We start from the raw sequence: 15,740 nt of genomic DNA on the forward strand, positions 1-15,740 counted from the left end.
AATAGATTACTTATTTAACGCAATTGGTATAATTAATTACAAATATAAAAAATGCGAGCTTAGCTCGCATTTTTTGTGCCTGTAATAAAAGCGTTGGCTTTAACTTGCTAATGCCGCTTTAACCTTATCTCGATAGCTACGGCTCACTTTTAATTCTTGTCCGTTTTCAAGTACTAATAAATACTCGCCACTTACTTGTGTAACCAGCTTACTAATTTGTTTTGTGTTTACTATCGCACTGCGGTGTACACGCACAAATAACTGAGGGTCTAGCTCTTGCTCAAGCTCTTTCATTGTTTTACGAAGTATATGCGTTTGTCCATCTTCACAGTGTAAACACATATAGTCACCTGCAGCATCAACCCATTGGATAGTCGCTACAGGTACCCGTATAATTTCACCCTGCTCTTTTACTGCAAGCGATTCTGGGTAACGTCTATCTGTTAAGGTATCGCCAGTGGCTAATTTTTTTAATATTTCTTCGCAATTATTACCAGTAATACCGGCTACAAAACTCGCTAGTTTTTTCTTATGGGCGTTGTCTTGCTGCGTTTTTAAATAAGTATGCACTTTTTCTACCGCCTGTTTTAATCTGTTATCATCAACGGGTTTTAAAATGTAATCGAGAGCATGAATTTCAAATGCTTTTACAGCAAACTGATCAAAAGCAGTTACAAATACAATAGCAGGTAGTACTTTTGTACTTTCGCTAAGCGCTCTTGCCACCTCAAAGCCATTCATACCTGGCATCTGAATATCTAAAAAAACCAAATCGATTTTCTCGCTTTGGCACATTTCAATTGCATCAGCGCCTGAACTACACAATTTAATTACTTCAATATCAGAATATTCTTCAAGTCTTACCGCTAAACCTTTTCGCGCTAACGGTTCATCATCAACAATGAGTGTTTTTATTTTAGTCATTTTTCACAGCCTTCTCAAAAGGTACTCGCAGATTAACTTTTAATCCACTTGGCGTATTATGTGATAATACAAACGAATAATTATTTTCATACAACGTTTTTAATCTATCTTTGGTGTTAGCAACACCTACACCTTGGGCGTTAACTAATTGGCCATCAAGTATTTCAGTGCCTGGGCCGTTGTCACCCACTTCTAGTAATAATTCATTCGCAAATACTTGTGCTTTAATATCAATTACACCACCTTCTGTCAGATGGGCAATGGCATATTTAATCGCGTTTTCTATAATTGGTTGCAAAATTAAGCTCGGTACTAAAGCCTCTTTTGCTTGCTCGCTAATATCTACATTTACTTTCAATCGCTCATCAAAACGGACGCGCTCTATTTCTAAATAAAGCATGAGAGCATGTAGCTCTTGCTCAAGCGGTACTTTTTTAATTGGATCGGTATTAAGTGTGTAACGTAAAAAGTCACTTAACCTTGCTACCATTAAGTTAGCATCTTTGTTTTCTTTAACCAAAATTAAAGTAGAAATAGCGTTAAGTGTATTGAATAGAAAATGGGGGTTGAGCTGATACCTGAGCATTTTTAGTTGCGCTTCGTGTGCCATCGTTGTGGCCTTTAACGCTTTTTGTCGCTCACTTTGTAATAACTGATAATATTTAACGCCAAAGTACAAACCACTCCAACATAAAATAATATAAACCGAATCTAAACCTTGCTGCAGGTAATAAAACCACTCCTCTGGTCTATAACCATGGCGGTATATTTCCCATAGATTGAATTTTTGAACGACAGCCCATAGAGTGCCCGTTATATAAGAGGCACCAAATACTACAATCATTAACACCCAGGGCGAGGCATTCCAAATTTTACGGTAAATATACCTAAGCGGCACTGTCATCAAACAACCAGCGTAAGCATTCAATAAAATAACAAATACATATATATCACGCATTTCAAATACTTTAGAGCCGATATAATTTACTAACGCGTAACCAATCCAGCCCGCGATTTGCAAAAGCCAAAAAAAACGTTGCCTGTTATCGACTAAAGATTGCCAGTTCAAAATAGATGTTTACTCCGTATGGTTAAAGCTAATTCCATAAAATAGGCGTTTGTTATTTTTATTATTTTTACCTATGTAGGGCTAATTTTCACAAAATTAGGTAGTCTTATTATATAGATTTATGAGTTTGCATAGCACTACAGCTTGCCTTGCTTTTTAAGAGTCTTACCGCAAACAAATAGTCGAGACACTAAAAAAGCGAAAGGTTATCCGCCTTCCGCTTTTTAAATATCAATAGCCTTGTGTAAATTAAGCTAGTTTATCTGATGCTACTTTGTAGGTTGGATCTTCAATCACATTCACTTCAACTAAATCTCGTGCTTTATGAAGCAACTGCGTACAGTCTTTACTTAAGTGACGTAAATGAAGTTGTTTACCTGCTTTTGTGTATTTGTCAGCAAGTGTATCAATTGCTTCTATTGCACTGTGGTCAGATACGCGGCTGTGTTTAAATTCAACAATCACATTTTTAGGATCATTTTTCACATCGAATAACTCAGAAAAGTTTTTAACAGAGCCAAAGAATAACGGACCATGTAGTTCGTACACCTTAGCGCCTTCCTGATCAATGTAGTTAGTTGTATATATCTGCTTCGCATGCTGCCAAGCAAATACTAGAGCCGATACAATAACACCCACACATACAGCAATCGCTAAATCTGTAATAACCGTCACGCCCGACACAAGAACAATTACAAATGCATCAGATAATGGTACGCGCTTCATCATTTTAAAGCTTGCCCATTCAAATGTACCAAGTACTACCATAAACATAACACCAACAAGTGCAGCTAATGGGATCATTTCAATTAAGCTAGAGGCAAAAATAATAAAACCAAGTAGCATAAGTGCAGCGCTTATACCTGATAAACGAGAGCGACCACCTGAATTTATATTGATCATTGATTGACCAATCATTGCACAACCACCCATTGCACCAAACATACCGCAGGTAATATTTGCAGCACCTTGACCAATACATTCTTTATTACTATGACCACGGGTTTCTGTAATCTCATCAATTAAGCTAAGCGTTAATAATGATTCAATTAAACCAATAGCCGCTAAAATAAGTGCATAAGGAAAAATAATTTGTAGCGTTTCGAAAGTAAACGGCACCATAGGAATATGAAATTCAGGCAAGCCGCCAGCGATTGTTGCAGCTTCGTCTCCAGTCATTCCTTTTAAGAAATCTAATACTGTATGCGCTTCTAAATCAAATCCAATCACTAATCCAGTTACAGTTACAATAGCAACTAGAGATGAAGGCACTGCTGTAGTCAATTTTGGCAAAAAGTGGATTATTGCCATGGTTAATGCAACTAAGCCAAGCATGATAAATAATGGATTACCTGTCATCCATTCTTGTCCGCCCATACCATCTGGCACTTTAAACTGCCCTAGCTGAGCTAAAAATATAACAATTGCTAACCCGTTTACAAAACCAAGCATTACCGGATGAGGAACCATACGGATAAACTTACCGAGCTTAAATACACCCGCGAGAATTTGCAGTATTCCCATCAGCAACACAGTTGCAAATAGATACTCAACACCGTGATCAAGCACTAAACTTACCATAACAACAGCTAGTGCACCGGTTGCACCTGAAATCATACCAGGGCGACCACCAAAAATAGCCGTAATTAAACCAACGATAAACGCGGCATATAGACCAACCAAAGGTTCTACATTTGCAACAAAGGCAAACGCAACTGCTTCTGGGACTAAGGCTAACGCCACAGTTAATCCAGATAGAATATCGTTTTTAGCAGAGCTAGGCGCCCTACTGAGTAAGTTAAACATTGAGGTCCTCAAATGGTGTAATGGGTATCAAAAAAAGCGCTAAATTCTACCAAATTAGCGCTCAGTTAACAATTATCATTATGTGGTTAAGCTAAACTAAAAATGGTTTAGCTTTTAAAAGAAGTGCTTTTACAAAGGAAGGGAAGTACTGCGTTTTACACATGTCATTGTTACATTAGAATGTACTTCTTGGACGTATTCTAAGCTTAGTAAATTATCGCGCACAAAATGCTCATACCCTTCTATGCCTTGTGAAATTATGCGTAGCATAAAGTCCATGGTACCAGCCATAGTGTAACACTCTGTTACCTCGTCGTAGCTCATGATCAGCTTTTCAAACTCAGCAAGATTCTTTTTACCGTGATTTGATAAACGCACATGTGCATATACAAGCATATCAAAGCCAAGTTTTTTCTCATCTAAAAGAGCCACTTTGCTTTTTATATAACCATCTTGCTCTAGCTTAGCGATTCGACGCCAGCATGGAGATTGAGACAAGCCTACTTTATCTGCAATTTCTGCGGTTGATAAACTAGCATCTTGTTGTAAAAGTGCCAATATTTGGCGATCTACGTGATTTAGAGACATTTTATTTCTTATTTATCAAATAAACTGGTTAAATTATACAACCATTTTAAAACTCAGTCTGCTTATTTTTAATGTTTATGCAGTTTGTAAACTTAAAATAAGCAACTTAACCAAACTTACCACTTACAAAAGGATTTGTTTTCTTTTCAAACCCCACCGTAGTGTCGCTACCATGTCCTGCCAATATTTTAGTATTATCAGGTAAGGTTAAAATATGCGTCTTAATCGACTCTATAAGTTGTTCACTGTTCCCCTTAGGAAAGTCAGTGCGCCCTACTGAGCCTTTAAAAATAACGTCACCGACAATAACGCACTCATAGTCTGGTTGGTAAAACACTATATGACCGGGTGTATGCCCCGGGCAATGTTTCACTAAAAAGCTAAGTTTACCTACGCTCACGGTGTCATTATGGTTTAGCCAAATATCCGGATAAAACGGTTCAATGGGTTTAAATCCAAACATCTGTGCTTGCATAGGTAAGTTTTCAAACCAAAAGTACTCATCTTTTTGTGGACCAATAATTTGTACGTTAAATTGATTTCGTAAAATATCAGCCCCACCCACATGATCTAAATGCCCGTGCGTTAACCAAATAGCACTTAATGCTAGTTTATGCTCATTAAGGACCGTTATTATTTTATCAGTGTCGCCACCTGGGTCGATAACCACAGCGTGTTTAGTTTCGCTACACCAAATAATACGGCTGTTTTGTGCAAAGGCAGTGACAGGTATAGTTATGATTTCCATATTAAATTTCTTTACTTTTTTGATCTGGAATAACAACTTCTTCTTCGAATGACATAAGTATTGGATACTTTAAGTACGCTTGATCATAAAATGGACTTTGTTCATATAACCAGTTTAATCGAGCTTCTGCGTCACTCGCGAATGATTTATCTTTAAGTTTTTCATCAAACTTAAGCGCAAGCTTTGGGTTATCTTTTAGCATTTGGCGTGCATACGGAATTAGCGCATAGTTTTCCATGTACTCGGTACGCTGAAAAATAGTATTAAACTCACCCCACGCAAAAAATGAATCAGGAGCTTCTGGGTGCAATAAATGCACAGCAAGCTCACCTGCTTTTTGTTGAGTATTGACTTGATACCAACCATCTAAATCAACATTTATAGCAGGGACGTAATCAAAAGTTGCTGATACTCTAAAACGCCCTTCAAATGGTGCTTTATCAAACGTGTAGTCAGCCACCTTTGCAACTTTCAAAGGCTGTGTGTTTGCCCCTTCAAGTTTATTAATAGAGACACCATGTAACTTTAGTTTCTCAATAATGTTGCTATATACAGGCGGAATAAAAAAAGCTTTAGGTACTTCAACTGTATGTTGTACATCTTTTTGCCAATAAATAGGTAAGTCAGTATATGTATGTGCTTTACCCAAATACTTCACTTCATTTTGACCCGAAAGTGAATTCATGCTTGATGAATATTCAATACCTTTAAACTGCGCAATCGTATCAGCTTGCTTGGCATAGCCACGCTTTACTATTAACTGTTTAGGAACAAATTCTTGTTCTTTTTTTACTGCATTAGCTAATTCATGACTGTGCTTTGATAGCGCAGTAATAGCACCATCTAAAAATACATAAGTTCCCAATACACGTTGCTTGTAAGGCTTCAATGAATGATTTTCGACTAAAATAGTCGGCAATGACTTTAAATCCCCCCAACCATTTGAAAAACGTGGCGTAGCAACCCAGCCCGCTAACCCTTTTTTAAAGTCGCGCTTGTCCATAACAAAAACAAGTGGTCCTGGGATGTGTCCTTGCTTCGCTAGCGTATCGTCAATGAGAGGTTTAAAAAACTGGTTTAATGTATCTGATACCGCAGGCGATTCGCTCGAAAATACCGGATTGTAACCATAAGTCACATCGTATTGGTAATCTGCGCCGTCGGTAACGTGTACATCAATGTATAAATTTGGGTTGTAGTCGTTAATAACCTTTAAAACACTTCTAACTTCTGGGGTATCTAATTTAGTAAAATCACGATTTAAATTAAGGTTATTAGCATTTGTTCTAAAGCCCATTTTTGCAGGGCCCCTTTGATTAATACGATTGAATGCACTGCTACGTTCGTGGCCATCTACATTTAAAATAGGAATAAATAATATGTTTACCTTTTTTAAAATGTCACGGCGCTTACCCGTCGCTATATCTCTGAGTAACATGAACATGGCATCTTTACCGTCTATTTCCCCAGAATGTATTCCTGCCTGGATAAAAATAGTTGGCTTAGTGCTATTAGCCATTTGCCTTGCTTTAAAAAAACCTTGCTCACTGGCAATCAACATTTTTATTGCACGCTTACTATTACTATAGCCAATGGTTTGAGATTGAAACTGAGTAGGGTTTGCAGCAACTAACCTATCTACAAATGCCATTGTATTTGCATAATCGGGCGACGCTTCACCTGCAGATAACTCAAAGTCAGTAGTTAACGGCCCTTGTTTTTGTAAAAGCTCTACGCTTTTCCCCTGCCACTCAATGAGTGGAGGTAAGTGTGCGTCATACGCCACACTTGCAGATAAAATGAGTAAACTTGCAAACATAAAATTCTCTAACAAACGCCTTAATTATATAAATTATATCAACTAAATTTTTTATAATGAGGAAACTGCGGTGATTCAACAAAAAAATGCAGCCAAATACATTTCACTCATTCACACCTGTGTTTTTAGGCTTTATAACCTTATTAAGTATTATACCAATGTGCAATAATACTTAATCATTTTGCGGGGCTAAACATGTCGCTACCTGCGTTAAAAAACTCTCATTTATGACTGCATGGATGCAGAAGGTAGAGCAATGCAGGAGCAATTGCCGAGAACAACTAAATAGCGAATTTTTTGCCTAGCTATCAACACGTTTTTCCGCCCTCAAAATAGATCATTTAATTAAGCGAATTAGTATTACTCATTGGGTTAAGTTACTAAATTACAAGCACAAAAAAAGGAGCCATAGGCTCCTTTTTAATACTTATATAAAAAAGCTTAAGCGGCTAGGCCTTCTTTTGCTTTTTCTACAAGCGCTGCGAATGCAACTTGGTCATAAACAGCGATATCTGCAAGGATCTTACGATCGATTTCTACAGAAGTCTTTTTAAGACCATTGATAAAACGGCTGTAAGACAGACCATTTTGACGTGAAGCAGCATTGATACGTGCAATCCATAATTGACGGAAAGTACGTTTCTTCGCACGACGGTCACGGTAAGCGTATTGACCCGCTTTAGTAACAGCCTGGAAAGCTACGCGGTAAACACGTGAACGTGCTCCGTAGTAACCTTTTGCTTGTTTTAAAACTTTTTTGTGACGTGCACGTGCGACAACGCCGCGTTTAACTCTTGCCATTTCTAAAAACCCCTATTAAGCGAACGGTAACATACGTGAAACTAGACCATGGTCATTTTTATGAACCATCATCTTAGGACGTAGGTGTAACTTACGCTTAGAAGTTTTCTTAGTCAGAATATGACGAAGATGCGCTTGTTTACGCTTGAAACCGCCAGAAGCAGTCTTTTTGAAACGCTTAGCAGCGCCACTGTGACTTTTTAGCTTATAAGCCATTGCAATAACTCCAATTGTATTGCTTTTAAATTAGTAAGCAGGCGTGAGATATATTTCTATAGCTCCACTTTTAGGCCTAACTTACTGCCATGTTCCGGTGAAGACCCAACATAAATGCCGCAATCTTGCTTTAAGACCGGTTAACTCAGGTGAATATTCGCATATTGCTTGCAGACCTGAGCTAATTTCGGTGCGTATTATCGCTTAAAAATTATTTTTTAGCAACAGGCGCCATCATCATAACCATTTGGCGGCCTTCAACACGATTTGGGAAAGACTCAACTACTGCAAGCTCTTCTAAATCGGCTTTGATACGGTTTAATAATTCTATACCAATTTCTTGGTGAGCCATTTCACGACCACGGAAGCGGATAGTAATCTTAGCTTTATCACCAGCTTCTAAGAACTTACGTAAGTTGCGAAGCTTAACCTGATAATCACCTTCATCCGTACCAGGACGGAATTTGATTTCTTTTATCTGGATTTGCTTTTGCTTCTTCTTCTGCTCTTTTAGTTCTTTGCTTTTTTCAAAGATGAACTTACCGTAGTCCATGATTCTACAAACAGGCGGCTCAGCGTTTGGACTGATCTCAACAAGATCAACACCCGCTGCATCGGCCATAGTTTGCGCGTCTTGTAATGACTGAATTCCAGCTTGTTCGCCTTCAATGTCAATTAAACGAACTTCTTGCGCTGTAATTTCTTCGTTAATACGATTTTTTTGAGCTGTTTGTTGCCCTTTCTTGCCGCCTCTAATAGTACGTTCCTCCAAGAATATCAATAATATAAGCGTGTAAATGGCTGTTTGTTAATGCCTTACACGCTCGATTTTTACTGTCGATTTTTAATTTCTTCACTAATTTTAGCTACAAAATCATCAACATTAAATTTGCCAAGGTCTTCACCTGTGCGAGTACGCACTGCTACTTCTTGCTGTTCAACTTCTTTATCGCCAACAACAAGTAAATATGGAATACGCTTCAGTGTATGCTCACGGATTTTAAAGCCAATCTTCTCATTTCTCAAGTCAGCAGCGGCTCTAATTCCAAGTTTATTTAATTTTTGTACAACTTCTTTAACATAAGGAGCCTGTTTATCGGTAATATTCATAATTACCACTTGCTTTGGTGCAAGCCACGTCGGGAATAAACCAGCGTACTCTTCAGTTAAAATGCCAATAAAGCGTTCAATAGAACCTAAAATAGCACGATGTATCATTACAGGTGTACGACGCTCGTTATTTTCTGCTACATAAGTAGCACCTAAACGACCCGGTAATGCAAAGTCTAATTGCACTGTACCACACTGCCACGCTCTGTCTAAACAATCGTACAAAGTAAATTCAATCTTAGGACCGTAAAACGCGCCTTCGCCCGGAAGATAATCAAATTCAATATCGTTTAGCTTAAGTGCATCAGCTAAAGCAAGCTCTGCTTTATCCCACATATGGTCTTCACCAATGCGTTGTTCTGGGCGAGTAGATAGCTTAACTACAATCTTCTCAAATCCGAATGTTTCATATGTATCATAAACCATCTTAATACACGCTGACACTTCGTCCATTATCTGCTCTTCAGTACAGAAAATGTGAGCGTCATCTTGTGTAAAGCCACGTACACGCATTAAACCGTGTAGTGCACCTGATGGTTCATTACGGTGACAACAACCAAATTCAGCCATACGAAGTGGTAAATCACGGTACGATTTTAAACCTTGGTTAAAGATTTGCACGTGACCAGGGCAGTTCATTGGTTTAATTGCGTATTCACGTTTTTCAGACTCAGTGGTAAACATTGCTTCTGAATATTTTTCCCAGTGACCTGATTTTTCCCAAAGTGAACGGTCCATCATCATTGGACCTTTTACTTCTTCGTACTCATATTCGCGTAATTTTTCACGTACAAATTCTTCAAGCTCGCGGTAAATGCTCCAACCATCGTTGTGCCAAAATACCATGCCTGGCGCTTCTTCTTGCCAATGCCATAAATCAAGCGCTTTACCAATACGACGGTGATCGCGTTTTTCAGCTTCTTCAAGGCGCTTTAAATACGCTTTAAGTTGCTTTTTATCGCCCCACGCGGTGCCGTAAATGCGTTGTAGCATTTTGTTTTCTGAATCACCACGCCAATATGCACCCGCCACTTTCATTATTTTAAAGTTTTGGCAAAATTTCATGTTAGGAACGTGAGGTCCACGACACATGTCTACATATTCTTCGTGATGATATAACCCAGGACGGTCATCTTTAGCGATGTTTTCGTCCAAAATTTCTATTTTGTATGTTTCGCCACGCGCTTCAAATGTATCGCGTGCTTCTTGCCAGCTTACTGTTTTTTTCACTACGTCGTAGTTGGTTTTTGCAAGTTGCAGCATACGCTTTTCAATTGCTTCAAGATCATCTTGTGATAGTGAGTGTTCCATATCGATATCGTAGTAAAAACCGTTATCAATGGTAGGACCAATTGCCATTTTTGCGTCTGGGAAAAGTTGCTTAACTGCATGACCGATTAAGTGAGCACAAGAGTGACGAATGATTTCAAGGCCGTCATCGTCTTTAGCGGTAATGATCTCAAGACGAGAGTCATCACTAATTAAATCACATGCATCAACACGGTCGCCATTTACACGGCCCGCAATGGTCGCTTTAGCTAAACCAGGACCAATGTCGTTTGCAACATCAAGCGTGCTTACAGGGTTTTCAAAACTACGTTGACTTCCGTCTGGAAGAGTAATAACTGGCATTATAAATCCTTGCTACAGTGGTGACACCTACAATGTATCACGTGTATTTTTAATAAATTAAATGAGAATGACTCGACAACGCTTTTACGAATAAGCATTGACTAATATATGTAGATGAGGAGTCTATTCAACTACAAAGATATATTGTCGCGTGCCGCGCATTTAATTACAAGTTTAAAGGGGTGAAATCGACCCGTTTTATCCACAAAATGTAGCTTTTAAAGCAAAAAAATCATTTTATTAAAATATAAAAGCATCAATGCATTAATTACGCGCCTACAGCTATACCCACACTCGCATTTTAATGTGCGTTGCGTATAATACTGCGTAATTAAGTTATTTTAGAGAATAGACATGAGAACATGTGGTGTAGAAATTACCGGTAGTGATGTACTACTTTGTATTTTAAGTAAAGATAATGACGTATTTGATATTCGCGATGTGCGCCAAACACGCTTTACCTTAGGTAACGGTAACGACACTGAAGTAATGCGTAAATTTCAATTCGATTTTGCAAAACTAATGCAAGATTACCAAATTGATTCTGTTGCAATTCGTGAGCGTCAGCCTAAAGGTAAATTTGCTGGCAGTGCAAAAGGCTTTAAAATGGAAACTGCAATTCAATTAATTGACAACTTAGATGTACGTTTATTTACTACAACTGAAGTTAAAGAGCAGTTAAAACGCAACCCCATCCCTATTGATTTTGAAGAAACAGGCCTTAAAAAGTACCAAGAAAATGCTTTTGTAAACGCTTACGTTTATATCATGAAAAAAACATACCGCAGCGACGAAATGTAAACTCATTACTCGTTTAAAAACGCGTACTTACATTGTAAGACGCGTTTTTTTGTGTCTAAAAAGTAGTATTAGCTTTTATTAATCTAATAATACATTAGTCTAACTGCACTTCTCTTTGTCGACAATATGTGTTTATTTTAACTTTGTAGTTTACATAACTCACACACATTTTCATGGAGAGAGCAATGCACACACACACTACCCCGGTAAAAGAAGTAGAGCAAACAAATCACTTGCCGTTATCCCAAAGCTACTTTAAAGGTATACAAAGCACACCTTTAACAAATTCAACTATAGGCGAGTACTTTGACTTTATTGTCGACAAAAGGCCGGAGGCGTTAGCTGTTGTAGTTCATCACCAAGGTATTAGATTAACGTATAAAGAATTTCAAAAAGAAGTTAATCAGCTTGCGAAGGGGTTACTTGCCCTTGGCGTAAAACCAGGTGAGCGCGTTGGTATTTGGTCTCCTAATAATATTGAGTGGTGCTTAACCCAATTTGCAACGGCAAAAATTGGCGCAATAATGGTGTGCATCAACCCGGCATATCGTCCTAACGAATTACAATATGCTTTAAATAGTGTTGAATGCTCAACTCTAATCACAGCATCAAATTTTAAAGGCAGTGATTACTTAGAAATGCTTAATAGTTTAGCGCCAGAACTTGCAACTTGCGATAAGTACACACTTAATTTAAAAGCACTACCCACTCTTAAAAATATAATCCGCATTGGCGATGAAGCATCTCCTGGTATGCACTCTTTTAATGATGTTATTAACTTGCCAACAGCAGCTCATGAGCTTGAATTAAAAGCAATAGGTGAAAACTTAAATGCTGATCAAGACATCAATATACAATTTACATCAGGTACAACAGGCAACCCAAAAGGCGCAACGCTCACTCATAAAAATATTTTAAATAATGCGCTATTCGTCGCCGAATCTATGCACTTTACGAGCGATGACAAGTTATGTATCCCTATCCCGTTATATCATTGCTTTGCAATGGTATTGGGTAGCTTATTGTGTGTTAGTAAAGGTGCAGCAGCCATTTACCCTAGTGATTCGTTCGATGCAAAAACCACGCTTGATGTAGTTCAACAAGAAGGATGTACAGCGCTGCACGGTGTACCTACTATGTTTATTAGTGAGCTTGAGCTGAGTAACTTTAACGATTATGACCTAAGTACTTTACGCACGGGTGTAATGGCAGGCTCTACATGCCCAGAGCAAGTAATGCGCAAAGTACAAACACAAATGAACATGCATCAAATACTGATTGCTTACGGGCAAACGGAGTGCAGCCCCATAAACAACATTACCGAAACAGACTCTTCAATAGAGCGGCAAGTAACAACGGTTGGCCGCGCACTTGCCCATACCGAGGTTAAAATAATTGACGAGCTGGGTAACATTCAAAAAATTGGTCAACCTGGCGAAGTGTGTAGTAAAGGTGCAGGCATAATGCGCTGCTATTGGAATGACGAAGCTAAAACAAAAGCCACAATAGATGACGAAGGTTGGCTGCACTCTGGCGATTTAGGTGTCATGGATACAGAAGGGTTTGTTACGATTGTTGGGCGTATAAAAGATATGATTATTCGCGGCGGCGAAAACATTTACCCTCGAGAAATAGAAGAAGTACTTTACACTTACCCTGGCATTCAAGATGCTGCCATATTTGGTATAACCGATGAAAAGTATGGCGAAGAAGTGTGCGCTTGGATCCAACCAAAAGAAGATGCTGTACTTGATGAGCAAGCAATTCGTGAGTTTTTAAAAGACAAACTAGCCTACTTTAAAATGCCACGACATATCCGTTTCGTAGAAAACTACCCAATGACAGTAACGGGTAAACTGCAAAAATTTAAAATGCGCGAGCAAATGCAAGAAGAGCTAAGCGACAACGCTTTTTCCTAGTTTCGTCTTTAAGTAACTGAGGCTCTGGGTAGGGAATTTATCTCAGAGCTATGTTCAGAGCTAGCAGCGTTAAATTTACGTATGTTAGGACTAATACTAAAAAGCACAGCCAATTGGCTGTGCTTTTTATGTACTGAATTTATTATAAATTCAACATTCTCTTTTTTAAACGTTCTAAATCAATCGCACTCGAACGCACTGTTAATTTAATATGGCTGTATTCATATTCTTCTTTAACAACACTCATACTCGATCGAATTTCGCCCACAATACCTTTAGCTGTGTACGGTATAACAATCTCTTCTTCAATCATGTCCTCTTGAGCAATGCCAATAATGTATTTGTGCAGTTTACTAATATCATCTGGATTACGTGTAGAAGTCATCATCGCATCAGGAAACTCATCCATTAGCGACTGCTGTTGATCAGTACTTAATTGGTCTGACTTATTCAGTACTAATAATTTTTTGCTACCTTCTACCCCAACTTCTGCCAGTACTTTATGTACTACTTCAAGTTGTGAGCGAAAAGAAGGATCTGAAGCATCTACAACATATAACAGTAACGACGCATCATGTGCCTCAGCGAGCGTTGAATGAAATGAAGCAACCAAATCATGAGGTAATTTTTTAATAAAACCAACCGTATCTGAAACCAATATACGAGGCTGGGTAATCGGATACAGCGCGCGAACAGTGGTATCTAGCGTTGCAAAAAGTTTGTTTTCACCTTCTACATCACTACCTGTAATTGCGCGCATCATTGATGACTTGCCCGCATTGGTATAACCAATTAAAGCCACTGAGAATAGCTCAGAGCGCTGCGTACGTCTGTCCATCATTACATCTTGAACACTAACAAGTTCGCGCTTTAATTCTGCTAACTGATCGCGCACCTTACGGCGATTTAGCTCAAGTGTGGTTTCACCCGCACCTTTACCCATTTGGCGTTCTTTATCACCTGTTGATGTTTCACGAAGCCGTGGCGCGACATAATTAAGGCGAGCAATTTCAACTTGTAATTTTGCTGTTTTAGTACGCGCATGACGGCTAAATATTTCAATGATAATACCAGTGCGATCAAATACTTCTACACCTAATTGGTTCTCAACATTACGCAGTTGAGAAGGCGTTAAATCGCAGTCAAATACCACTACATCGGCACATGCAAACTCTAAATCGTTTGATGGAAATTCTGAGGATATTTCGGTTAAAGGGTCTTCATCGAGTAAATCATCTTCTTGCTCGTTTTCAACCATCCCTTTATTGCCGGTAAGGTGTGCTATTTCAGCTAGTTTTCCTGAGCCCAGTACATTAACTTTTTGAGTTGAGCTTTGCTTTTGCGATTGTGTACCTACTACTTTAAAGCCTAACGTAGTTACCAAACGAGCAAGCTCTGCAAGCGATTCTGTTGCTTCGTCGCCTTTAAATTGTGGTGTGCTAATAGAAATAAGTAACGCATTAGGAAGTAATGGTTTTGCAGTTAGTTGCATAATTTTTTATATGTTAATGCACCTAAAGTGCAAACCTAATTTTCATTCGAAAGTAACTTGATCCTACGCTGTTATGACCGAGCTTTACAGCGTTATAGCTTACGAATGCAATTATTATCTTTATTTTGCCAAAATTAGCGTTAATCTGTGAACTATTTGTGCGGGGGCAATATAATTTTTACACGCAAGTAAACCAATAAGTAACTTGGTGTTGTTATAAATGTATTTAATTATTAAGTGTTGGGGTTTACCATTGATAATAGGCTTTATGTAGCATTGCACATACACAAGCCCATTAACTAAAAGCTAATTAGCTAAAACCAGTTACTAAGCAGACTCTTCTGGACGATGCTGCTTTTGTACGCCGGTTAAAAACAAACGTAATATTTGATCGTTACAAACACGGTAATGTTTGTTATCTACTTTACGAGAAAATGCGCTTAACTCATGCTTACTTAAATCAAAATCAACAAGTGCAAGTGTTGCTATAACATCTTCTGCTTTCATATTTAAAGCAATACGTAGCTTCATAAAGATAATATTGTTGTTTAGCTTTTTCTCTGGCTCTGGTTGCTCACCTTCGCGTTTGCCACGTTGGGTATTAATAAACCCATTTAAAAAGCTTGCAAACTCAGTATCACTTATTGGGGTAAAAGCCTCTTCACCTTCTTTAGTTAACCATGCAATTACTTGCTCTTTGGTGACCGTATGCTCTGCTGATGCAAAAACATTGACCATAGCAGTATCAGTTAAGTTAAAAGTGTAGCGAATGCGGCGTAAAATATCGTTATTAGTCAAAGTAAATCCCAAAGTGA

General features: G+C 38.4%; 14 protein-coding genes. 2 read left to right on the top strand and 12 right to left on the bottom strand.

Annotated elements, in window-relative coordinates:
• Positions 1-99: 99 nt before the first annotated feature.
• The 10 genes from H5089_RS01485 to thrS all read right to left on the bottom strand — a co-directional run bounded on the left by H5089_RS01485 (position 100) and on the right by thrS (position 10,713).
• Positions 100-924, bottom strand: coding sequence for a LytTR family DNA-binding domain-containing protein (locus H5089_RS01485; RefSeq protein ID WP_024596642.1), 825 nt, complete (start codon positions 922-924; stop codon positions 100-102).
• Entirely contained in the window at positions 917-1,993 is a 1,077-nt protein-coding gene (locus tag H5089_RS01490) for a sensor histidine kinase (RefSeq protein WP_024596641.1), read from the bottom strand. Before H5089_RS01490 ends, H5089_RS01485 begins: the two co-directional genes overlap by 8 nt.
• Before the next feature lie 249 nt (positions 1,994-2,242).
• Positions 2,243-3,799, bottom strand: a complete 1,557-nt coding sequence (locus H5089_RS01495) for a SulP family inorganic anion transporter (protein WP_024596640.1) — start codon at positions 3,797-3,799, stop codon at positions 2,243-2,245.
• A 129-nt stretch (positions 3,800-3,928) separates the two neighbouring features.
• The gene (locus tag H5089_RS01500) at positions 3,929-4,387 is read right to left on the bottom strand and encodes an Lrp/AsnC family transcriptional regulator (protein ID WP_002960703.1); all 459 of its coding nucleotides are present in this window, start codon (positions 4,385-4,387) and stop codon (positions 3,929-3,931) included.
• Between the two features lie 106 nt (positions 4,388-4,493).
• Positions 4,494-5,135, bottom strand: a complete 642-nt coding sequence (locus H5089_RS01505) for an MBL fold metallo-hydrolase (protein ID WP_182694046.1) — start codon at positions 5,133-5,135, stop codon at positions 4,494-4,496.
• A gap of 1 nt (position 5,136) precedes the next feature.
• The gene (locus H5089_RS01510; protein WP_182711308.1) at positions 5,137-6,954 is read right to left on the bottom strand and encodes a M14 family metallopeptidase; all 1,818 of its coding nucleotides are present in this window, start codon (positions 6,952-6,954) and stop codon (positions 5,137-5,139) included.
• A 441-nt stretch (positions 6,955-7,395) separates the two neighbouring features.
• The gene (gene rplT / locus H5089_RS01515; RefSeq protein ID WP_002960711.1) at positions 7,396-7,755 is read right to left on the bottom strand and encodes a 50S ribosomal protein L20; all 360 of its coding nucleotides are present in this window, start codon (positions 7,753-7,755) and stop codon (positions 7,396-7,398) included.
• A 15-nt stretch (positions 7,756-7,770) separates the two neighbouring features.
• Positions 7,771-7,971: a 50S ribosomal protein L35 gene (gene rpmI, locus H5089_RS01520; RefSeq protein ID WP_002960713.1), complete on the bottom strand. Its 201-nt coding sequence runs from the start codon at positions 7,969-7,971 to the stop codon at positions 7,771-7,773.
• Positions 7,972-8,182: 211 nt separating this feature from the next.
• Entirely contained in the window at positions 8,183-8,743 is a 561-nt protein-coding gene (gene infC / locus H5089_RS01525; protein ID WP_002960714.1) for a translation initiation factor IF-3, read from the bottom strand.
• A 59-nt stretch (positions 8,744-8,802) separates the two neighbouring features.
• A complete protein-coding gene (gene thrS / locus H5089_RS01530; protein ID WP_024595638.1) occupies positions 8,803-10,713 on the bottom strand; it encodes a threonine--tRNA ligase in 1,911 nt (636 codons plus the stop codon).
• Positions 10,714-11,067: 354 nt separating this feature from the next.
• Between thrS and H5089_RS01535 the strand changes: the two genes are divergently transcribed.
• Both H5089_RS01535 and H5089_RS01540 read left to right on the top strand, forming a co-directional pair.
• On the top strand, positions 11,068-11,514 hold the full coding sequence (locus tag H5089_RS01535; RefSeq protein ID WP_002960715.1) for a DUF3010 family protein: 447 nt from the start codon (positions 11,068-11,070) through the stop codon (positions 11,512-11,514).
• A 185-nt stretch (positions 11,515-11,699) separates the two neighbouring features.
• The gene (locus H5089_RS01540; protein WP_182711309.1) at positions 11,700-13,433 is read left to right on the top strand and encodes an AMP-binding protein; all 1,734 of its coding nucleotides are present in this window, start codon (positions 11,700-11,702) and stop codon (positions 13,431-13,433) included.
• Positions 13,434-13,575: 142 nt separating this feature from the next.
• Here the strand turns inward: H5089_RS01540 and hflX are convergent, their stop codons facing one another.
• On the bottom strand, positions 13,576-14,925 hold the full coding sequence (gene hflX / locus H5089_RS01545; RefSeq protein ID WP_182711310.1) for a GTPase HflX: 1,350 nt from the start codon (positions 14,923-14,925) through the stop codon (positions 13,576-13,578).
• 327 nt (positions 14,926-15,252) lie between these two features.
• Positions 15,253-15,723: a DUF1456 family protein gene (locus H5089_RS01550; RefSeq protein WP_182694991.1), complete on the bottom strand. Its 471-nt coding sequence runs from the start codon at positions 15,721-15,723 to the stop codon at positions 15,253-15,255.
• Positions 15,724-15,740 lie beyond the last annotated feature (17 nt).

The organism is Pseudoalteromonas sp. SR45-1 (assembly GCF_014163655.1).
Classification (GTDB): Bacteria; Pseudomonadota; Gammaproteobacteria; order Enterobacterales; family Alteromonadaceae; genus Pseudoalteromonas; species Pseudoalteromonas distincta.